Raw genomic sequence first — 21,246 nt, 5'->3', positions numbered from 1 at the left:
GAGTTCGCGCTATGAACGATCCCATCGCCACACTCGAATGGCTGGTTGACGCCCAGCAGGGTATCCCCACGCTGACGGAGATGCCGCGCCGCACGCTGAGCGATAAAGGCATCGCTGGCCCCACAGCGGCTCACGTTATCGAGGAGATCCACACGCCGTTGAATCTGGCTCTGGTTACCTTTACCACCGGCAGCAGCGCATTTCAAAACATTGTCGGCGTAACGCAGAACGAACTGCCGTTGCGTATCGTGGCGGGTAAGCGTGTGCTGGCGGAATGCGGCGTAACCGCAGGGCAGCATATGGTGGTGACCTACGCGCCGCTGGTGAATGTGTTCACGCGTCAGGCGCTGGACGAGAGCGGTCTGCACTGGTCTTTTTTATCCCGCTCCTGCCGGGACGCGCTGCTGATTGCCCTGTGTCGCCAGCAACCGGATGTGGTGGTGGGAGAGTCCTCATTTTTACGCGCCACGCTCGAACAGGCGCTAAAGATGAATCTGCAGGCGTATTTACCCAAAACGCTGATGCTGATTACCGCAGGCACGCCCCTTGATGAAGCGCTGGTTCCGCTGTGCGCTTCGCTGGGTTATGGACTGCATGATGTCTACGGTTGCCAGGAATTCGGCTGGCTGATCCTGGACGGCCTTCCGCTGCGGGAAGATATTTCGCTGGTCGCCGCGCCGCAGGGCGGTGACTGGCGGGAAGTTATCGTTGGCGGCCTGCCGACCGGCGACAGCTTTCCCGTGGCGACCAACGGCCATCTGTGTAATGCGCAGGGCAAAATCCAGACCTGGAAGCGTCAGCGCACCACGCCGGAATATGACATGGTGGTGATGGCGACTACCGCCCATCACCGGGAAATTATCGAGCGGACGGCACGGACGATTTTACGTATCAAGGGGCGTGTTTGCCGGGTCAGCGCGCAGTTACAAACCCAGGCCAGCGCCACCCATATCCGCCTCTACCCCGTTACGGTTCCAGGGGAGGAAGCGGCAAAAACCGCGCCGGTCGATGTTATCGGTCCGCAGGCCACCGCGCAGTTTGACGCCCTGCTGGCGGCGCAGCGAGATCTACAGCAACAGGCGAAAAACGATCCGGCATGGAGCAAGCAGCGATGAGTGCCTTGCAACGCCATACTCTGTGCTGGCTGGACAGCGCTGAGCTGCGGCTGATTGCGAGGCAGTTGAACGGCGCGTTTAGCGCCCTCCCCGCCTCATGGCGGGAAGAGGCGCGGGACTATCTGCTCTCCGGATATCTCCCCGGCATTGTGCGCAGAGGCATTCGTGATGAAGTGAGTATTTCCCTGGGATTTTGCTTTCCGCAGCGCTGGCAAGGGCAGCGTTTGCGGCTGGCGACGGTGGCTTCATTACAGGCCGTCACGCGCGTGTCAACGCCGGAGCAAACGGCCACCCTGCCTGCCGTCAGCCGTACCAGCGCGACACGTGCCTTTAACGCCCTGCGTCAGGCATGGCGCGGGCCGGAAACCGGGCTCGGCGTGTGGGGGTCGGTGGCGCTGGAGATGGCAACGCCCTGGCTATGGACGGACAGTCGCTCCGATTTAGATATTCGCATTACGCCCTGGCACGAAATGGCGTTAAGCGATTGTTACTCATTTCTGACTGATATTGCTCAGCAATATTCAGTGCGTATTGATGGGGAAATTAACTTACCCAACGGTTTTTCTATCAATATCCAGGAATGGTTTAGCGGGAGTCTGACCCTGCTGGCTAAAGGTGAGACCGATGTCGAATTAATGACGCGACATGATGTCGCCGGGTTAATAAAACATCTTTCAATGAAATATATTAAAGGAAATTAATATGTCTGAAGTTAAATCAAAAGTACCGGGTGTGGTCGATGAAGTTAAAGCTGCAGTGGGCGACAAAATTGAAAAGGGCCAGCCGGTTGTGATCCTGGAAGCCATGAAAATGAAAATGCCTGTCGCCTCGCCGGAGGCTGGCGTATTAAAGTCACTGGCGGTGAACGCAGGCGATCGCGTAAACCCAGGCATGGTCTTATTTGAAATTGCCGCTGAGTAGACCGTCACGTTTTTAATAATAAATAAATAGTGCGGCATTCCTTTGTGATATAACCATTATGCCTGAATCATATCAGCGATAAACATTTCGCTGATATGACAGGCAGGGTGTGTACGTATAAATTGACTGTTGACTGTCCGCATCATAAAAACAGACTGTGCTAAAAGCCCTTGTCTTACTTTATTGTCATTTCCCGGTTCGGGTAGCCTCTTATGCTTTTAGTGTGGTTATAGAAAGAGAAACATCATGATTATTTACGGATTGATGTTAATGGGATTATGCATGTTCGCCGGGTTAATTGTCGGCGATCTTTTGGGCTTGCTGCTTGGAATTTCCGCCAATATCGGCGGCGTCAGCTTTGCCATGCTGTTTTTAGTCGTTATTTCCCAGAAGCTGACGGATAAGGGGCTGTTGTCTAAACCTGCCGAACAGGGGGTTGGATTCTGGAACGCGATGTATATCCCTATTGTTGTCGCCATGTCCGCGAACCAGAACGTTGTGGCCGCGCTCAAAGGAGGCCCGGTGGCGCTTATTGCTGGCCTTGGCGCAGTGGTGATTGGTTTTCTGCTGATTAAACCACTGAGCAAAATCGGCAACAAAAGCACGATGGCACGTTCAGCAGACTAACCGGTGGAGAGTATAAAGAATGGAACAATTCACAAAGATTCTTACCAGTAACTTCACCAGCAATGCCCTGGTCACCGCTTTTGTGGTGGTTGGTATTGTCTGCTGGGTTGCGGCCTGGCTTTCAACCCACGTCTTTCGCGGTAAAATTCACAGTTCGGCGATCGCCATTGCCGCGGGTCTGCTGCTGGCCTGGCTAGGCGGCGAACTCACCGGCGGCAAAAAAGGGCTTTCCGACATCACGCTTTTTAGCGGTATTGCGCTGATGGGTGGCGGCATGTTCCGTGATTTTGCCATTATCGCCACCGCCTTTGGCGTGAAGCTTGAGGAGCTGAAAAAAGCGGGCCTCGCGGGCGCGCTGGCGCTGGTCGTCTCTACCGTGCTCTCCTTCTACCTGGGAGCGATTGTTGCCTGGGCCTTCGGCTATACCGATGCGGTCAGCATGGCGACTATCGGCGGCGGCGCAGTGACCTTTATTGTCGGCCCGGTTACCGGCGCGGCGCTTGGCGCAAGCTCGGATGTTATCGCGCTCAGTATCGCTGCCGGAGTGATTAAATCTATCGCCATCATGATTGTTACGCCGCTGGTGGCCAAACCCGCCGGACTGAACTCTCCCGCTGCAGCCATTGTCTACGGCGGGCTAATGGGTTCCACCAGCGGCGTGGCGGCAGGGCTGGCGGCGACTGACCCGAAACTTGTCCCTTATGGCGCAATGACAGCCACCTTCTATACCGGCCTGGGCTGTCTGCTGGCACCCTCTGCGCTCTATCTCTCTTTATCCCCGTTCTTTTAACCGCATGCGCCTGTTGTTTTATGCAACAGGCGCCAGGGAGACTTATGGATTCATTTCAACGTATGAAGCCCGGGCAAATTGCGATGCAGGCCTCACTGTGCACGCAGGAGGAAGAGGAGATTTTTCGGCAAAAGTTACTGGCCGATAAACCCGAACACCGAATCGGCTTTGCGTTTATCAGCGGCACTCCTGACGAACTGCGAAACAAACTTCAGCGCTCCGTCATCGGCTGTGCGTTGAAGAATCAAATCATCACCAGGCAGGAATCGGCCATTTTCACCTTATGCTCACTCAGCCGCCAGGCGCTGACCCACGCGTTAACGAATACTATCAGCGATGATCATATCCGCATGAAAATTGCCTTAGTCAGCACCCCCCGGTGGCTCGCCGTCGCCATGTACGGCGAAGCCCAGGTTTATCAGCGGATTACCCAGGAAATCATGGGGCTTTCTCTACATCGTTATTCTCCAGCATAAGCTGCCTGGCATACATACGGCATTCTGCGAGAAGAGATAGCAGTCCTGGATGATTTTCCTGGCTACGGGGAAAAACAAGCGATATCTCCTGCTCCATACGAAAGGCCTCCTGCAAAGGCAACAGGCGTATACCGCTACGAAAAAGCCCACGCATGCGCCCGGGAATAAGCGTGTAACCCACTCCGGCATTCACCATGCTCATTAACGAAAAAATATCATGCACCCGCAGCGCAATGTCAGGTTCAAATCCAGCGATACGAAACGCTTGCTGGAAACCTCTCCAGGTGGCGAACCCCTCACTCAGGGCGATAAACTTTTTACTCTGTAGCAGGGAGAGGTCAACGGGTACTGATAGAGTATCCGCATCCTGTACGGGAACCGCTAAATAAATGGAATCAGAAAATATCGTCCAGGTTTCAAATAAATGAGAATTATATTCATCGGGCGTTGAAATTAATGCTGCATCAATACTTCCTGCATTTAAAGCTTCTAATAAAACTTTATTAGAATTCATAATAAATTCTATAGAAAGTTCCGGGCGACGATTTTTCAACCCCTGAACAATCTGCGGCGCCGTTTTCAGCACCAGTGAATAGAGCAGACCTAAGCGTAATGCCGGAGAGTGATATCCTGAAGCTTCTCGCGTCATGTAAACACAGCGTTCCATGGCATCCATCACTTCTTTGGCATGCTTTTGCATCACCCAGGCCGCGGGACATGGTTGTAAATTTCGGCCATTATGCGTAAACAGAGCACAGCGTAGATTATCTTCCAGAGAATGAATGGCGCGGTGTACACTGACCGGAGATATTTTCATATTCTCTGCTGCCTTAGAAATATTCATGGTTTCCATATATCCAAGGAAAATTTCCAGTTTACGCAAAGTGATGTCTTGCTCAGGCATATAAACATCCCCTTATTTAAAATGACCTTACCTGATAATAAGAGAATGCTGGGGAATATATATTGAGCCAGATCGGTAATTCTGGCTCAGGTAGATTAAAATTACTGGTAAACAGGCAGCAGATTAACGCTCGACAGAATGTGTACAACCGCATTGCCAAGGCCAAACAGTAGGATCAGCACAATCATCGGTGTTCCGCCCCATACGCGGAACTGTGGGCTGCCGAAGCGTTTACGCGAGGCGCGAGCCAGCAGCGCCGGTACAATCGCCGCCCAGATCGTCGCCGCCAGGCCGGCATAGCCGATGGCGTAGAGGAAGCCATCGGGTTTCACCAGCCCGCCCATCATCGGCGGAATAAAGGTCAGCAGCGCAGTTTTAAAGCGCCCCAGCGCGCTGTCGTCAAAGCCAAACAGATCCGCCAGGTAGTCGAACAGCCCCAGCGTGACGCCAAGGAACGAGCTGGCGACGGCAAAGTTAGAGAACACCACCAGCAGCAGATCCAGGCTCCGGCTGTTCAGCACCCCGCTCAGGGCCTGCACCAGCACATCAATGTTGCCGCCCTTCTGCGCGATGTCGATAAACTGCGGACGCGGGATATTGCCCATCGTCACCAGCAGCCAGACCACGTACAGACCCAGCGCCAGCAGCGTACCGTAGGTTAAGCAGCGGATGATGGTACGTGGATCTTTGCCGTAGTATTTCATCAGGCTCGGCACATTGCCGTGGTAGCCAAACGAGGCCAGGCAGAACGGCAGCGTCATTAGCAGATATGGCGCATAGGAGGCGTTCTTTTCCGCAACGTTAAACAGCGTCGTCGGCTCGACGTGCCCCAGCAGACTGCCAAAGGTCAGGAAGAAAGTGATCACCTTGGCGCCGAGCACAACAGCCGTCATGCGGCTCACCGCCCTGGTGCTCATCCAGACGATAAATGCCACCAGCAGCGCAAAGCCAAAACCCGCCGCCCGCGCCGGCACGTTCAGCGACATCTCGCTAAACGTATGATGCAGTATCGAGCCGCTGGCTGAAATATAGGCGTAGGTCAGGATATACAGCACAAAGGCGATCGACACGCCGTTGACCAGGTTCCAGCCCTTGCCGAGCAGGTCTTTGGTAATGGTGTCGAAGCTGGAGCCGATCCGGTAGTTAAGGTTGGCCTCGAGGATCATCAGACCGGAGTGCAGCATGCAGAACCAGGTGAAAACCAGCGCCGCCAGCGACCAGAAAAACCACGCGCCGGACATCACCACCGGCAGCGAGAACATACCCGCGCCGATAATCGTGCCGCCGATGATCACCACGCCGCCAAACAGGGACGGACGGGTTGCCGTAGTGGTTAGTGTCGCCATTTACCGAAATCTCCAGTCAAAAATACTTTCCCACGATGGGTGTGACGCACTGTACCAGTACACGAGTACAAAAGAAATAAAAAAAGCCCCAATCATGACGATCGGGGCTGTATTATTTAGTTTACGCTAGCGGGCTGCGTTAATTATGCATCGCCACCGAAGCGACGGCGACCGGCAGAGTCATCGCGGCGCGGCGCGGATGCATCGTCACGACGCGGCGCACGGCCTTCACGACGTTCGCCGCTGAAACGACGACCATCACCACGACCACCTTCACGACGCTCGCCACCGAAGCCACGACCGCCTTCACGACGCTCACCGCCGAAGCTACGACCACCTTCACGACGTTCACCACCGCCACGACGTTCGGTGCGCGGCTGCGCATCGCCCAGCAGCTGCATATTCATCGGCTTGTTCAGGATGCGGGTACGAGTAAAGTGCTGCAGCACTTCGCCCGGCATCCCTTTCGGCAGTTCGATGGTGGAGTGAGAAGCGAACAGCTTGATGTTACCGATGTAGCGGCTGCTGATATCGCCTTCATTAGCGATCGCGCCAACGATATGACGCACTTCAACACCGTCATCGCGACCCACTTCAATGCGATACAGTTCCATATCGCCTACGTCACGACGCTCACGCTTCGGACGATCTTCGCGATCGCCACGCGGAGCGCGATCGTTGCGGTCGCCACGACGCTCGAAGCGATCGTCACGGTCACGGAACTCACGACGCGGACGCATCGGCGCATCCGGCGGCACGATCAGCGAGCGTTCGCCCTGGGCCATTTTCAGCAGCGCGGCAGCCAGCGTTTCCACGTCCAGCTCTTCGCCTTCCGCCGTCGGCTGGATTTTCGCCAGCAGCGCACGGTACTGGTCCAGATCGCTGCTTTCCAGCTGCTGCTGGACTTTCGCGGCGAATTTTTCCAGACGACGTTTGCTCAGCAGCTCTGCGTTCGGCAGCTCCACTTCCGGGATGGTCAGCTTCATCGTACGTTCGATGTTGCGCAGCAGACGACGTTCACGGTTCTCAACGAACAGCAACGCGCGGCCCGCGCGGCCCGCACGACCGGTACGACCGATACGGTGAACGTAGGATTCAGAATCCATCGGGATGTCGTAGTTCACCACCAGGCTGATACGTTCAACGTCCAGACCACGGGCTGCCACGTCAGTCGCAATCAGGATATCCAGACGACCGTCTTTCAGACGCTCCAGGGTCTGCTCACGCAGCGCCTGGTTCATGTCGCCGTTCAGCGCCGCGCTGTTGTAGCCGTTACGCTCCAGCGCTTCAGCCACTTCCAGGGTCGCGTTTTTGGTACGGACGAAGATAATCGCCGCATCAAAATCTTCCGCTTCCAGGAAACGCACCAGCGCTTCGTTTTTACGCATACCGTAGGCAGTCCAGTAGCTCTGGCTGATGTCCGGACGAGTGGTCACGCTGGACTGAATACGCACTTCCTGCGGCTCTTTCATAAAGCGGCGGGTAATGCGACGGATCGCTTCCGGCATGGTGGCGGAGAACAGTGCGGTCTGATGCCCTTCCGGGATCTGCGCCATAATGGTTTCTACGTCTTCGATAAAGCCCATGCGCAGCATTTCATCTGCTTCATCCAGTACCAGACCGCTCAGTTTAGAGAGGTCCAGGGTGCCGCGCTTCAGGTGGTCCAGCAGACGACCCGGGGTACCGACAACGATCTGCGGACCCTGACGCAGGGCGCGCAGCTGCACGTCATAACGCTGGCCGCCGTACAGGGCAACCACGTTTACGCCGCGCATATGTTTAGAGAATTCCGTCATTGCTTCAGCAACCTGTACCGCCAGCTCGCGGGTCGGCGCCAGCACCAGGATCTGTGGTGCTCTCAGCTCAGGATCGATGTTGTTCAGCAGCGGTAAAGAGAACGCTGCGGTTTTACCGCTACCGGTCTGGGCCATACCCAGAACGTCGCGGCCGTCCAGCAGATGCGGAATGCACTCAGCCTGGATCGGAGATGGTTTTTCGTAACCCAGATCGTTAAGCGCTTCAAGGATAGGAGCCTTCAGGCCCAGATCTGCAAAAGTGGTTTCGAATTCAGCCATGTAGTACGTGTGCCTCAAAATTAATGGCGGCCAGTCTACATAACTCATCGTGAAAATTTACGGTAATTTTCATTGAAAAGTGTGAACCGGCTCAAAGTAGGTGTATTAACGAACAACAACGCCCTCACCCGCGAAGGTGATGGCAAGCAAAAAACTATGGGCTGATGTGTTCGTCAGCTATTGCTGGTCCGATTCTGCCAGGTCATCTTGCTCCTGGCCCAAGAGCGATAATTCCAACAATGCGTATCGGTGCTCAACGTAGTTATGTACGTTGTTGGCGACCGCCAGTTTGAACAGTGCCGTAGCGCTGTCCTTGTCCCCCAGACTTAGGTAGTACTTACCTAAATAGAAGTTGGTTTCACTGAGATGCTCAGCGAGCGAGGTGTTATCCGTTGCGTCTGCCTTCAGACGAGTCATCAGCTCTTTTTCGCTAATGTCGCCAAGGTAGAACTCGACAATGTTCCATCCCCATTGCTCTTTGTCCGACTTGTCTAAGCGCTCTCTGAGTGCTTCAAGCGCCCGCTTCTCGTCGAGTTTACGCTCGGCGATATAAAGCCACAGGCTACGGAAAGGATCATTGGGATCGTCTTGATAAAACGCCAGCAGATCATCTTGCGCTAACTTAGCCCGGCCGCCGTAATACAGGGCGATACCGCGGTTCAAGTGCGCGTAGTTGTAAGTTGGATCAAGCTCAAGTACAGAATCAAACGCTTCATAGGCAGCATCAAAATTGCCTGCCTGCGTTAAGTAAATACCTAAGTAATTGAATACTTCAGGCATATCGGGTCGGATTGCCAGCGCTTGTGAAAAATCATTTCGCGCTAATGCCCTCAGACCGAGACTATCATACAACACTCCGCGCTCATATAAAAGCTGTGCGCGTTCGTCATCGGATAAAGCCCGACTGGCAAGAATTTGTTCCATACGTGCCAGAATCACTTCTTGCTGTAAAGTCGGTTGCAATGGTACTGCGAGGACGGCGTCCTTACGCCAGGCGGTGCTACTGCATCCTGCCAGCGTGAGAGCTGTCGCCACGAAACACCAGCGCAAAAAAGGCTTCATTTCCCACTCCCGAAGACAACGATTGGATGAACGTCCTGTTCCCCGGCTGCAAACGAGGCGTCCTGCCCGTAAAACGCCCTCCGCAAAAGCGGAGGGCTAACGGCAACCTTACTCGCCCTGCTCGGCAGCCGGAACTTCCGGCGCTGCGGCAGACGGAGTCTGTTCAGTTGCTTCTTTGATGCTCAGACGGACACGGCCCTGGCGGTCAACTTCCAGAACCTTAACCGGCACTTCCTGACCCATCTGCAGGTAGTCAGTCACTTTCTCAACGCGCTTGTCAGCGATCTGCGAGATGTGAACCAGACCTTCTTTACCGCCGCCGATGGCAACGAACGCGCCAAAGTCAACGATACGGGTCACTTTACCATTGTAGATACGGCCAACTTCGATCTCAGCGGTGATCTCTTCGATACGACGGATAGCATGCTGTGCTTTGTCGCCGTCAGTCGCTGCGATCTTCACGGTACCGTCATCTTCGATTTCGATGGTGGTACCGGTCTCTTCGGTCAGGGCACGGATAACAGAACCGCCTTTACCGATAACGTCTTTGATCTTGTCCGGGTTGATCTTGATGGTATGGATACGCGGTGCGAATTCAGAGATATCGCCGCGCGGCGCGTTAATCGCCTGCTCCATCACGCCCAGGATGTGCAGACGCGCACCTTTAGCCTGGTTCAATGCAACCTGCATGATTTCTTTGGTGATACCTTCAATTTTGATATCCATCTGCAGCGCAGAGATACCGTCGCGGGAACCCGCTACTTTGAAGTCCATATCGCCAAGGTGGTCTTCGTCACCGAGGATGTCAGACAGCACGACGAAGTTGTCGCCTTCTTTCACCAGACCCATGGCAATACCCGCCACGGCGGCTTTCACCGGCACACCAGCGTCCATCAGCGCCAGAGAGGCACCGCAGACGGAAGCCATGGAAGAAGAGCCGTTAGATTCGGTGATTTCAGACACCACCCGTACGGTGTACGGGAATTCTTCGATAGTCGGCATCACGGCCAGAACGCCGCGCTTAGCCAGACGACCGTGACCGATTTCACGACGCTTCGGAGACCCCACCATGCCAGTTTCACCTACGGAGTACGGAGGGAAGTTGTAGTGGAACAGGAAGGAGTCGGTACGCTCGCCCATCAGTTCATCGATATTCTGCGCATCGCGTGCGGTACCCAGCGTCGCGGTAACCAGCGCCTGCGTTTCGCCACGGGTGAACAGTGCGGAACCGTGAGTACGCGGCAGAACGCCGGTACGAACGTCCAGACCACGGATCATATCTTTTTCGCGACCATCGATACGCGGCTCACCGGCCAGCACGCGGCTACGAACCACGTTTTTCTCGATAGCGTGCAGGATTTCACCCAGTTCGTTAGCGTCCAGGGTTTCATCTTCTGCAACCAGCGTAGCGATGGTTTCAGATTTGATCACATCAACCTGAGCGTAACGCTCTTGTTTGTCGGTGATACGGTAAGCATCGCTCAGGCGGGATTCAGCCAGCGCAGCAACGCGCGCGTTCAGCGCTTCGTTGACGGCTTCCGGCTGCCAGTCCCAACGTGGTTTACCGGCTTCTTTCACCAGGTCGTTGATGTTCTGGATAACAATCTGCTGCTGCTCGTGGCCAAAGACCACCGCGCCCAGCATCTGGTCTTCGCTCAGCAGTTCCGCTTCGGATTCCACCATCAGTACGGCCGCTTCGGTACCGGCCACCACCAGATCCAGTTTGCTGGACTTCAGCTCTTCCTGGGTCGGGTTCAGTACGTACTGGTCGTTGATGTAACCCACGCGCGCGGCGCCGATTGGGCCATTGAACGGAATACCAGACAGGGACAGCGCTGCGGAAGCGCCGATCATCGCGACGATATCCGGGTTAACCTGCGGGTTAACGGAAACAACAGTGGCGATAACCTGTACTTCGTTAACAAAGCCTTCCGGGAACAGCGGGCGAACCGGGCGGTCAATCAGACGCGCGATCAGGGTTTCGCCTTCGCTTGGGCGGCCTTCACGACGGAAGAAACCACCCGGGATTTTACCGGCAGCGTAGGTGCGCTCCTGGTAGTTAACCGTCAGCGGGAAAAAGTCCTGGCCTGGCTTCGCTTTTTTCTGGCCCACAACGGTCACGAATACCGCAGTGTCATCCATGCTAACCATCACAGCGGCCGTTGCCTGGCGCGCCATCATGCCGGTTTCCAGGGTCAGGGTATGCTGGCCGTACTGGAATTTACGAACGATCGGATTAAGCAAAATTCTATCCTTTTTATCTATAAATCACGCCATATCCACGACATAGCGTCTATTGACCCGATCCTCTGCATCCTCGCGACTAATGACAACCTTTACCCGCCCCTGCGGATGAAGCCTCTCATTAGCCGCGCGAACCTCTGCATGAAGATCATTACTAGCAACAATACATGAGTTTTGAATGAATTGCTGCCGCCCGGTCGAAAAAAGGGGCCGTCAGGCCCCTTTTTCTGAAACTCGCAGAATTAGCGACGCAGACCCAGACGCTCGATCAGCGCGGAGTAACGTGCAACATCTTTACGTTTCAGGTAGTCGAGCAGTTTACGACGCTGAGAAACCATGCGCAGCAGACCACGACGGCTGTGGTGATCTTTTTTGTGCTCTGCAAAGTGGCCCTGCAGGTGGTTGATCTGTGCTGTCAGCAGTGCAACCTGAACTTCGGTAGAACCGCTGTCGTTTTCGCCACGACCAAACTCAGAAACGATTTTTGCTTTAGCTTCAACGCTTAGAGACATTTTAGAACTCCAGAAATTAAAAGAAAGAAAGGGTGCCGATCTCTAATTCAGCGACCCCTGATGCAACGCCCGAAAATGTTAAAACACTTTAGCGGACGTTAAGCGGCGATATTCTACTCGTAGCAGGCTTTTATCGCAAGAAAAGCGCTTACGCCGGGTATTCCACCACCAGACGACGCGGCGCCACGCGGCCTTCATCGTCAATTTCGCCCATGCCGAGAAACTTGCCGGATTCGCTTTCCATCACCCGTACCAGCCCGTTAAGCGGCGCGCCTGACTGACGTACCGGGTTGCCGTTTTTAAAGTAGACCGCGGAGGTCTCCGGGATGGTCACCAGCGGATAGTCCGAGGCCGGGCTGTCCATCGGCATCAGCAGCGGATCGAGCAGCTGCGCGGCAGGAATATCCTGCGCCGCCGCCTGATCGACCAGCGCCTGCAGCTGCTCGAGGGTTACCATCCGCTCAACCGGGTATTTGCTCACCGCCAGGCGACGCAGGAAAATCACGTGCGCGCCGCAGCCGAGCTTCTCACCTAAATCATCGATAATCGTCCGGATGTAGGTGCCTTTCGAGCAGTGGATCTCCAGCTCCAGCTCATCGCCTTCGTGGCGGATAAACAGCAGCTCATAGACGGTAATCGGCCGGGATTCCCGCGGAACGTCAATCCCCTGACGGGCATACTCGTACAGCTTCTTGCCCTGATATTTCAGCGCCGAGTACATCGACGGCACCTGCTGCGTCTCGCCGCGGAAGCTGTCCAGCGACGCCGCCAGCTGTTCGTCGCTAAAGGTCAGCGGGCGCTCTTCCACCACCTGACCGTCGGCATCGGAGGTATCGGTGCGCTGGCCAAGTTTGGCGATCACGCGGTAGCGCTTATCGGAATCCAGCAGGTATTGGGAAAACTTGGTCGCTTCGCCAAGGCAGATCGGCAGCATGCCGGTCGCCAGCGGATCCAGCGCGCCGGTGTGTCCGGCGCGGTTGGCGTTATATATACGCTTTACTTTCTGCAGCACATCGTTGCTGGAGGCGCCCTGAGGCTTATCCAGCAGCAATACGCCGTGCACGTCGCGGCCGCGACGACGAGGACGACTCATCAGTCCTCCTTGCTGTCGTCCGGGTTCACACGACGCTCATCGTCGTGTTTCACCACGCTGGTGACCAGGTTGGACATGCGCATCCCTTCTACCAGTGAGTTGTCGTAGAAGAAGGTCAGCTCCGGCACGATGCGCAGGCGCATCGCTTTCCCCAACAGAGAGCGGATAAAGCCAGAGGCTTCCTGCAGCGCTTTGATGCCCGCTTTTACCGCGGCTTCATCTTTGTCGTTGAGGAAGGTGACATACACCTTGGCATAGGCCAGGTCACGGGACATTTCCACACCGGAAACGGTGGTCATCATGCCCAGACGCGGGTCTTTGATTTCACGCTGCAGGATAATCGCAATCTCTTTTTGCATCTCCTGGGCCACGCGCTGCGGGCGACCAAATTCTTTCGCCATAATAAATTCTCCAGAATAAAGACAAAAAAGGGGCCTAAAGCCCCTTTTTAAAATGATTGCCGGGTGGCGCTTCGCTTCCCCGGCGGCTTAGCCATCCGATGATTAATCGATGCTACGCTGGATTTCGATGATTTCGAACACTTCGATCATATCGCCAACGCGAACGTCGTTGTAGTTCTTCACACCGATACCACATTCCATGCCGTTACGGACTTCGTTAACGTCATCTTTGAAGCGGCGCAGGGATTCCAGCTCGCCTTCATAGATAACCACGTTGTCACGCAGCACGCGGATTGGGTTGTGACGTTTGATGGTCCCTTCGGTAACCATACAGCCCGCGATGGCGCCGAATTTCGGCGATTTAAAGACATCGCGTACTTCAGCCAGACCGATGATCTGCTGTTTCAGTTCCGGAGACAGCATACCGCTCATCGCCGCTTTCACTTCGTCGATCAGGTTATAGATGACGGAGTAGTAGCGCAGATCCAGGCTTTCCGCTTCGATAACTTTACGCGCAGAGGCATCGGCACGAACGTTGAAGCCAACCAGAATCGCGTTGGATGCTGCAGCCAGGGTGGCGTCGGTTTCGGTGATACCACCTACGCCGGAACCGATGATCTTCACTTTCACTTCGTCGGTAGACAGTTTCAGTAAGGAATCGGAAATCGCTTCGACAGAACCCTGTACGTCCGCTTTCAGCACGATGTTCACTTCGTGAACTTCGCCTTCGGTCATGTTAGCGAACATGTTTTCCAGTTTAGATTTCTGCTGACGCGCCAGCTTAACTTCACGGAATTTGCCCTGACGATACAGCGCCACTTCACGCGCTTTTTTCTCGTCACGAACCACGGTCACTTCGTCACCGGCAGCCGGCACACCGGACAGGCCGAGGATTTCCACCGGAATGGACGGACCCGCTTCCAGCACTTCGCGACCCAGTTCGTCACGCATCGCACGCACACGGCCGTATTCGAAGCCGCACAGAACGATATCACCCTTGTGCAGAGTACCTTCGCGAACCAGAACGGTAGCAACCGGACCACGACCTTTATCAAGGAAGGATTCGATCACTGCGCCGCTCGCCATCCCGTTACGGACCGCTTTCAGCTCGAGGACTTCAGCCTGCAGCAGGATCGCGTCCAGCAGGTCGTCGATACCGGTACCGGCTTTCGCGGAGACGTGGACGAACTGGCTCTCGCCGCCCCACTCTTCCGGCAGGATGCCGTACTGGGACAGTTCATTCTTCACGCGGTCCGGATCGGCTTCAGGCTTATCGATCTTGTTCACCGCAACTACCACCGGCACCTGCGCCGCTTTGGCGTGCTGGATAGCTTCGATAGTCTGCGGCATCACGCCGTCGTCTGCCGCCACCACCAGAACCACGATATCCGTCGCCTGCGCACCACGAGCACGCATGGAGGTAAACGCGGCGTGGCCCGGGGTATCCAGGAAGGTGATCATGCCGTTGTCGGTTTCTACATGGTAAGCACCGATGTGCTGGGTAATACCACCCGCTTCGCCGGAGGCAACCTTAGTAGAACGAATGTAGTCCAGCAGCGAGGTTTTACCGTGGTCAACGTGACCCATGATGGTCACAACCGGTGCGCGCGGTTCAGCCGCCGCGCCGGTGTCACGGTCGCTCATTACCGCTTCTTCCAGCTCGTTTTCACGACGCAGGATAACTTTGTGGCCCATCTCTTCGGCAACCAGCTGTGCGGTTTCCTGGTCGATGACCTGGTTGATGGTCGCCATGGCGCCCAGCTTCATCATCGCTTTGATGACCTGAGAACCTTTCACCGCCATCTTGTTAGCCAGTTCGCCAACGGTGATGGTTTCGCCGATCACCACGTCACGGTTAACGGCCTGCGCCGGCTTCTGGAAGCCCTGCTGCAGAGCAGAACCTTTACGGTGCTTACCGCCTTTACCGCCGCGAACGGCCGCACGGGCTTCTTCACGATCGGCTTTCGATTCAGCGTGTTTGTTGCCTTTCTTCGCCGGACGCGCCGCTTTGCTGCTGCGGCTGCGGCCGCGACCGCCTTCGACTTCACGATCGTTATCATCTTCAGCCTGACGAGCATGCTGTGACGTGGTGACGTGATAGTCGCTGGTGTCTTCCGGGCTGTCTGAAGTTTCAGACCAATTTTTTTCGTTTTCTTCTGCCATACGGCGTGCTTCTTCCGCTACACGGCGCGCTTCTTCTTCAAGTTTGCGGCGTGCTTCTTCTTCCGATTTGCGCTTCAGTTCCGCGGCTTCGTTCTCGCGACGGATCTTTTCAGCCTGGGCGGTTTTGGTCATTTCGTCGGTATGTTGATTGCTCACTTTGTCTTTTTCCGCAGCTTCACGTTTCGCTTTATCAGCGACTTCACGTTTAGCTTGTTCTGCGGCCTCACGTTCAGCTTTTAATTGCGCCTCGCGTTTCGCTGCTTCTTCAGCTTCACGACGGGCCTGCTCTTCCGCTTCACGCTGCGCCTGCTCTTCCGCGGCCAGGCGTTCAGCCTCTTGCGGATCGCGTTTCACAAAGGTGCGTTTCTTGCGGACTTCGATTTGTACCGATTTACTCTTTCCACCGGTACCTGGAATATTCAACGTACTGCGCGTCTTACGCTGTAACGTCAGCTTGTCTGGCGCCGAACCATGCTCACGGTTCAGGTGCGTCAACAAAGTTTGTTTCTCTTGCGAGGTCACAGAATCATCAGCCGTTTTGCGGATGCCTGCGTCAGCAAATTGCTGTATCAGGCGATCCACAGAGGTCTGAATCTCTGAGGCCAGCGCTTTAATAGTCACATCTGTCATGCTGTTCCTTCCTGCTACAGTTTATTACGCTTCGTCGCCGAACCAACAAATGTTGCGAGCGGCCATGATGAGCTCGCCAGCTTTCTCGTCGGTCATCCCTTCGATATCAGCCAGGTCATCAACGCCCTGCTCGGCGAGATCTTCCAGCGTACAAACACCACGGGCAGCCAGTTTGAATGCCAGGGCACGATCCAGACCTTCGAGATTCAACAGATCATCGGCAGGTTTGTTATCTCCCAGGCTTTCTTCCTGAGCCAGCGCCAGCGTAGTCAGTGCGTTTTTCGCACGCTCACGAAGTGCTTCAACGGTGGCTTCATCCAGACCGTCGATTTCCAGCAGTTCTTTCATCGGCACATAGGCCAGCTCTTCCAGCGAGGAGAAGCCTTCTTCAACCAGCACTGTCGCGAAATCTTCATCAATATCGAGATATTTGGTGAAGGTATCGATAGCGGCATGCGCTTCCGCCTGGTGCTTAGCCTGCAGATCGTCAACGGTCATCACGTTGAGTTCCCAGCCGCTAAGCTGCGAGGCCAGGCGGACGTTCTGACCGTTACGGCCAATCGCCTGCGCCAGGTTGCCCGCTTCTACCGCGATATCCATGGTGTGTTTATCTTCATCCACCACGATGGACGCGACGTCTGCCGGCGCCATAGCGTTAATCACGAACTGCGCCGGGTTATCATCCCAGAGGACGATATCGATACGCTCGCCGCCCAGCTCAGTGGAAACCGCCTGCACGCGCGCGCCGCGCATACCGACGCAAGCGCCAACCGGGTCGATACGCTTGTCGTTGGTTTTCACCGCGATTTTGGCACGAGATCCCGGATCGCGAGCCGCCGCTTTGATTTCCAGCACTTCTTCACCGATTTCCGGCACTTCGATGCGGAACAGTTCGATCAGCATCTCAGGTTTGGAACGGGTCACGAACAGCTGGGCGCCACGCGCTTCCGGACGGACTGCGTACAGTACGCCGCGAATGCGGTCGCCCGGGCGGAAGTTCTCACGCGGCAGCATATCTTCACGCAGGATCACGGCTTCAGCATTGTTGCCCAGATCCAGAGTGATGTTGTCGCGGTTCACTTTTTTCACCACGCCGGTGATGATCTCACCTTCGTGCTCGCGGAACTGATCGACCACCATTGCGCGCTCGGCTTCGCGAACTTTCTGCACAATAACCTGTTTAGCGGTCTGGGTGGTGATGCGGTCGAAAGTGACAGACTCAATCTGATCTTCGACGTAGTCACCGACGTTCATGCTTTCATCTTCGAAACGCGCGGCTTCCAGCGTGATCTCGCGCGTCGGCTGGGTCACTTCTTCTACAACCAGCCAGCGACGGAAAGTGTCGAAATCGCCGCTCTTACGGTCGATTTCAACGCGAACGTCGATCTCTTGTTCGTATTTTTTCTTGGTGGCCGTTGCCAGCGCGCTTTCCAGCGCTTCGAAAATTTTCTCACGCGGCAGCGCTTTTTCGTTGGAAACGGCTTCAACAACAGCCAAAATTTCTTTGTTCATCGGGGCCTTTCACCTCAATCCAGACTGTTAAAAGTGGGGAACCAGGTTCGCCTTCTGGATGTTACTCAGCGCGAACACTTCATCTTTGCCTTCGACGGTTACCGTGATCATTTCACCGTCTACCGCTTTGATAATGCCCTGCCATTTGCGACGGTTCTGAACCGCCATGCGCAGCACCAGCGCAACTTCTTCGCCAGTGAAACGTTGATAGTGTTCGGCGGTGAACATCGGACGGTCGAGACCAGGCGAAGAGACTTCCAGGTTGTAAGCGACAGTGATCGGGTCTTCGACATCCATGACGGCGCTTACCTGGTGGCTCACATCAGCACAATCATCAACGTTGATGCCATCTTCACTATCAATATAGATGCGCAGTGTGGATGTGCGACCGCGAATAAATTCGATGCCGACCAGCTCAAAGCCAAGCGCTTCAACCGGCGCAGTGAGCATCTCTGTCAATTTTTGCTCTAATGTGGACAAACCCACCCCCAAGACATAAAAAAAGGGCGTATAGCCCAGTTATTCTGAAGTCAGATAACAAAAAACCCCGATAAATCGGGGCTTTAGATAACTGAACCCTGAGATCGCCATGGCGATCTGGAACACCTTCCGCAAGAATTCTTTCAAATTCGGCTACGAAGGACACCTAGTCCTCACAGTATATTTGAAAAAGTACTTAATGGGAAAGTGGTTGCGGGGGCCGGATTTGAACCGACGACCTTCGGGTTATGAGCCCGACGAGCTACCAGGCTGCTCCACCCCGCGCCTGAAACGTGGCATATTTTACTCTTTTTGAGCAAAAGACGCAAATACTGCTGGGATTTGGTACCGAAGACGGGACATAAAATCGGGATGAATTGTAACGGCAACTAGTATATTTTGTCAACATGCATTTTAGCGCCCCCGATTGCCGTTTGTGCTGGTATTTCAGGCTTTTTTAGCAAAAAGATGATGAAGCCCTTCCTGTCGCCAGTAAAAGATGGTTAAATGAATACTCACAATTAATGCATAAAAATGCAGTTAAGGTTGTTGGGTCGAACTCACCACAGTCTATCGAGCAGGGTTTTATTTTATGACGACGATTCTCAAGCATCTCCCGGTTGGTCAACGTATTGGTATCGCTTTCTCTGGTGGACTGGATACCAGCGCCGCGCTGTTATGGATGCGCAAAAAAGGCGCCGTGCCTTATGCATATACCGCTAACCTGGGTCAACCGGACGAAGACGACTACGATGCTATTCCGCGCCGCGCGAAAGAGTACGGCGCCGAAGGTGCCCGTCTGATCGACTGCCGCAAACAGCTGGTCGCAGAAGGGATCGCCGCGATTCAGTGTGGCGCTTTCCATAACACCACTGGCGGGTTGACCTATTTCAACACCACGCCGCTGGGCCGCGCGGTCACCGGCACCATGCTGGTAGCGGCAATGAAAGAAGACGGCGTTAACATCTGGGGCGATGGCAGCACCTATAAAGGCAACGATATCGAACGTTTCTATCGCTACGGCCTGCTGACCAACGCTGAACTGCAGATCTACAAACCGTGGCTGGACAGCGATTTCATCAATGAACTCGGCGGCCGTCACGAAATGTCCGAATTTATGATCGCCTGCGGCTTTGACTACAAGATGTCGGTCGAGAAAGCCTATTCCACCGACTCCAACATGCTCGGCGCTACCCACGAAGCGAAAGATCTGGAGTTTCTGAATTCCAGCGTCAAGATCGTCAACCCGATTATGGGCGTGAAGTTCTGGGACGAAAACGTGAAGATCCCTGCGGAAGAAGTCACCGTACGCTTTGAGCAAGGCCACCCGGTGGCGCTGAATGGCAAAACCTTCGCCGATGACGTTGAAATGATGCTGGAAGCCAACCGCATCGGCGGTCGTCACGGCCTGGGCATGAGCGACCAGATCGAAAACCGCATTATCGAAGCGAAAAGCCGCGGCATTTATGAAGCCCCGGGGATGGCGCTGCTGCATATCGCCTACGAGCGTCTGCTGACCGGTATTCATAACGAAGATACTATCGAGCAGTATCATGCTCACGGTCGCCAGCTGGGCCGTCTGCTGTATCAGGGCCGCTGGTTCGATTCCCAGGCGCTGATGCTGCGTGATTCGCTGCAGCGCTGGGTCGCCAGCCAGATCACCGGCGAAGTCACTCTTGAGCTGCGTCGCGGCAATGACTACTCGATCCTCAATACGGTATCAGACAACCTGACCTATAAAGCAGAGCGCCTGACCATGGAAAAAGGCGATTCCATGTTTACCGCTGAAGACCGTATCGGCCAGCTGACCATGCGTAATCTGGATATCACCGATACCCGCGAGAAGCTGTTCGGTTATGCGCAGTCTGGCCTGCTGAGCGCCTCCTCAGCGACGGGTTTACCGCAGGTTGAAAATCTGGAAAACAAAGGCAAATAATCGCCTGACGATGTTTACTCTCTCTGCCGGCGGCTCTCCGCCGGCTTTTTATTTTTTGTTACCAGTTAGCAGCAGAAAAATCGAAAAGAGGCATTTTTTCCTTATCACCCGGCCGGCAAAATTGTTGACTATAATAGCCTCAATTGATTAATTCATATCTGGTGATAAACATCATGAATATTAAACCGCCGATCAGGCCGCAAAAGGCCATTGACCGACTGATCGATGTGCTTGAGCCACACGCGACGCCCGTTAACGCGATCGCCAGAAAAAGACTAACGTGGGAATATAAAGGTAAGACCCAACTCTTTATTTTTAAAAAAGGCGAGCTGTCGATTATTCGTAATTCCGACAAGCTATTGATGGTGACCGTCTATGAGCCGCATCTGTTCGGCGTGGCGGAAATGCTGCAACCCAGCCGCAGCCATAGTCTGCGGGCGGAGGTCTCTTCCGAACTGCTGCGTATCGATTATGACCTGGCGTCGGCGCTATTCCGTCAGCACAACCTGTGGGAAGAAGTCACCAGCCTGCTGGCTTATCATACCTCGTATATGGTATATCGTGACGATCTGGTCCTGCAGCAGCGAACCTATTCGGTGATCCGTAACCATCTGCTGGAAATGATGCTCTTAACCGAAGAGACTCGGCAGCGCGTGTCTATTCTGGAATATATTCAGGACCGGACCCATCTGTCGCGCAGCAGTATTCTCAATGTCTTGTCAGCCTTAAAGAAAGGCGGTTATATTGCCTTTGCCCGCGGCGGTTATTTGCAAAGTATCGCCTCGCTTCCGGAAAAATTCTAACCCGCGCCCGTCACCATCTTTTTGTCGTTATTCACCTTACTGTTGAAAATGTTTAAATTTAAATCAATAAACGCTAACGGTAAAAAAAGAAAAATTTTATGCTGAGTTCCTGAATTTACCGGTGGACAACATGTCCCTGAGATCAACCAGCAGACT

At 54.6% G+C, this 21,246-nt stretch carries 20 protein-coding genes and 1 tRNA gene; 8 read left to right on the top strand and 13 right to left on the bottom strand.

The window, feature by feature from the left end; translation table 11 throughout:
- The first annotated feature begins 11 nt into the window (after positions 1 to 11).
- From ABLU73_RS00565 to ABLU73_RS00540, 6 genes are all read left to right on the top strand, one after another.
- Positions 12 to 1,115, top strand: coding sequence for an acyl carrier protein (locus ABLU73_RS00565; RefSeq protein WP_080838310.1), 1,104 nt, complete (start codon positions 12 to 14; stop codon positions 1,113 to 1,115).
- Positions 1,112 to 1,816, top strand: a complete 705-nt coding sequence (mdcG, locus tag ABLU73_RS00560; protein WP_048325840.1) for a malonate decarboxylase holo-[acyl-carrier-protein] synthase — start codon at positions 1,112 to 1,114, stop codon at positions 1,814 to 1,816. The genes ABLU73_RS00565 and mdcG overlap by 4 nt, the downstream gene beginning before the upstream one ends.
- Before the next feature lies 1 nt (position 1,817).
- Positions 1,818 to 2,036 carry an acetyl-CoA carboxylase biotin carboxyl carrier protein subunit gene (locus tag ABLU73_RS00555; RefSeq protein WP_017899907.1) on the top strand — a complete coding sequence of 73 codons (219 nt, stop codon included), beginning with the start codon at positions 1,818 to 1,820 and terminating at the stop codon, positions 2,034 to 2,036.
- A gap of 246 nt (positions 2,037 to 2,282) precedes the next feature.
- Positions 2,283 to 2,663 carry a malonate transporter subunit MadL gene (gene madL / locus ABLU73_RS00550; RefSeq protein WP_348850008.1) on the top strand — a complete coding sequence of 127 codons (381 nt, stop codon included), beginning with the start codon at positions 2,283 to 2,285 and terminating at the stop codon, positions 2,661 to 2,663.
- A 19-nt stretch (positions 2,664 to 2,682) separates the two neighbouring features.
- Positions 2,683 to 3,453 (top strand): malonate transporter subunit MadM, encoded by a 771-nt coding sequence (gene madM / locus ABLU73_RS00545; RefSeq protein ID WP_017899909.1) that lies wholly within the window; start codon positions 2,683 to 2,685, stop codon positions 3,451 to 3,453.
- A gap of 44 nt (positions 3,454 to 3,497) precedes the next feature.
- Complete coding sequence (locus ABLU73_RS00540; protein ID WP_043520982.1) at positions 3,498 to 3,929, top strand: HutP family protein; 432 nt, start codon at positions 3,498 to 3,500, stop codon at positions 3,927 to 3,929.
- On the opposite strand, the gene ABLU73_RS00535 is transcribed toward ABLU73_RS00540, so the two are convergent.
- The 13 genes from ABLU73_RS00535 to ABLU73_RS00475 all read right to left on the bottom strand — a co-directional run bounded on the left by ABLU73_RS00535 (position 3,892) and on the right by ABLU73_RS00475 (position 18,636).
- Entirely contained in the window at positions 3,892 to 4,833 is a 942-nt protein-coding gene (locus ABLU73_RS00535) for a LysR family transcriptional regulator (RefSeq protein WP_017899911.1), read from the bottom strand. The genes ABLU73_RS00540 and ABLU73_RS00535 overlap by 38 nt on opposite strands.
- Positions 4,834 to 4,934: 101 nt before the next feature.
- On the bottom strand, positions 4,935 to 6,179 hold the full coding sequence (gene mtr, locus ABLU73_RS00530; protein ID WP_065802878.1) for a tryptophan permease: 1,245 nt from the start codon (positions 6,177 to 6,179) through the stop codon (positions 4,935 to 4,937).
- 143 nt (positions 6,180 to 6,322) lie between these two features.
- The gene (deaD, locus tag ABLU73_RS00525; RefSeq protein WP_004206168.1) at positions 6,323 to 8,254 is read right to left on the bottom strand and encodes an ATP-dependent RNA helicase DeaD; all 1,932 of its coding nucleotides are present in this window, start codon (positions 8,252 to 8,254) and stop codon (positions 6,323 to 6,325) included.
- A complete protein-coding gene (yrbN, locus tag ABLU73_RS00520) occupies positions 8,247 to 8,327 on the bottom strand; it encodes a protein YrbN (protein ID WP_085903200.1) in 81 nt (26 codons plus the stop codon). The genes deaD and yrbN overlap by 8 nt, the downstream gene beginning before the upstream one ends.
- Positions 8,328 to 8,431: 104 nt before the next feature.
- Complete coding sequence (nlpI, locus tag ABLU73_RS00515; protein WP_004206169.1) at positions 8,432 to 9,316, bottom strand: lipoprotein NlpI; 885 nt, start codon at positions 9,314 to 9,316, stop codon at positions 8,432 to 8,434.
- A gap of 108 nt (positions 9,317 to 9,424) precedes the next feature.
- Entirely contained in the window at positions 9,425 to 11,560 is a 2,136-nt protein-coding gene (pnp, locus tag ABLU73_RS00510; protein WP_264923570.1) for a polyribonucleotide nucleotidyltransferase, read from the bottom strand.
- A gap of 242 nt (positions 11,561 to 11,802) precedes the next feature.
- Positions 11,803 to 12,072 (bottom strand): 30S ribosomal protein S15, encoded by a 270-nt coding sequence (rpsO, locus tag ABLU73_RS00505; RefSeq protein ID WP_002918244.1) that lies wholly within the window; start codon positions 12,070 to 12,072, stop codon positions 11,803 to 11,805.
- Between the two features lie 148 nt (positions 12,073 to 12,220).
- Positions 12,221 to 13,165 carry a tRNA pseudouridine(55) synthase TruB gene (gene truB / locus ABLU73_RS00500; RefSeq protein WP_136023337.1) on the bottom strand — a complete coding sequence of 315 codons (945 nt, stop codon included), beginning with the start codon at positions 13,163 to 13,165 and terminating at the stop codon, positions 12,221 to 12,223.
- The gene (rbfA, locus tag ABLU73_RS00495) at positions 13,165 to 13,566 is read right to left on the bottom strand and encodes a 30S ribosome-binding factor RbfA (RefSeq protein ID WP_002918248.1); all 402 of its coding nucleotides are present in this window, start codon (positions 13,564 to 13,566) and stop codon (positions 13,165 to 13,167) included. Before rbfA ends, truB begins: the two co-directional genes overlap by 1 nt.
- 102 nt (positions 13,567 to 13,668) lie before the next feature.
- Positions 13,669 to 16,359 (bottom strand): translation initiation factor IF-2, encoded by a 2,691-nt coding sequence (gene infB / locus ABLU73_RS00490; protein ID WP_004206173.1) that lies wholly within the window; start codon positions 16,357 to 16,359, stop codon positions 13,669 to 13,671.
- Positions 16,360 to 16,383: 24 nt separating this feature from the next.
- Positions 16,384 to 17,871: a transcription termination factor NusA gene (nusA, locus tag ABLU73_RS00485; protein ID WP_002918252.1), complete on the bottom strand. Its 1,488-nt coding sequence runs from the start codon at positions 17,869 to 17,871 to the stop codon at positions 16,384 to 16,386.
- A gap of 27 nt (positions 17,872 to 17,898) precedes the next feature.
- Positions 17,899 to 18,351 carry a ribosome maturation factor RimP gene (rimP, locus tag ABLU73_RS00480; RefSeq protein ID WP_002918364.1) on the bottom strand — a complete coding sequence of 151 codons (453 nt, stop codon included), beginning with the start codon at positions 18,349 to 18,351 and terminating at the stop codon, positions 17,899 to 17,901.
- 208 nt (positions 18,352 to 18,559) lie between these two features.
- Positions 18,560 to 18,636 (bottom strand) — tRNA-Met (locus tag ABLU73_RS00475).
- A gap of 307 nt (positions 18,637 to 18,943) precedes the next feature.
- Here ABLU73_RS00475 and argG point away from each other — a divergent pair.
- Complete coding sequence (gene argG / locus ABLU73_RS00470; RefSeq protein WP_004144895.1) at positions 18,944 to 20,287, top strand: argininosuccinate synthase; 1,344 nt, start codon at positions 18,944 to 18,946, stop codon at positions 20,285 to 20,287.
- Between the two features lie 173 nt (positions 20,288 to 20,460).
- A complete protein-coding gene (locus tag ABLU73_RS00465) occupies positions 20,461 to 21,090 on the top strand; it encodes a winged helix-turn-helix transcriptional regulator (RefSeq protein WP_004206175.1) in 630 nt (209 codons plus the stop codon).
- Positions 21,091 to 21,246 lie beyond the last annotated feature (156 nt).

Origin of the sequence: Klebsiella sp. GG_Kp175 (assembly GCF_040062325.1) — a bacterium.
Classification (GTDB): Bacteria; Pseudomonadota; Gammaproteobacteria; order Enterobacterales; family Enterobacteriaceae; genus Klebsiella; species Klebsiella quasipneumoniae.
This window is presented reverse-complemented; position numbering and strand designations above follow the sequence as displayed.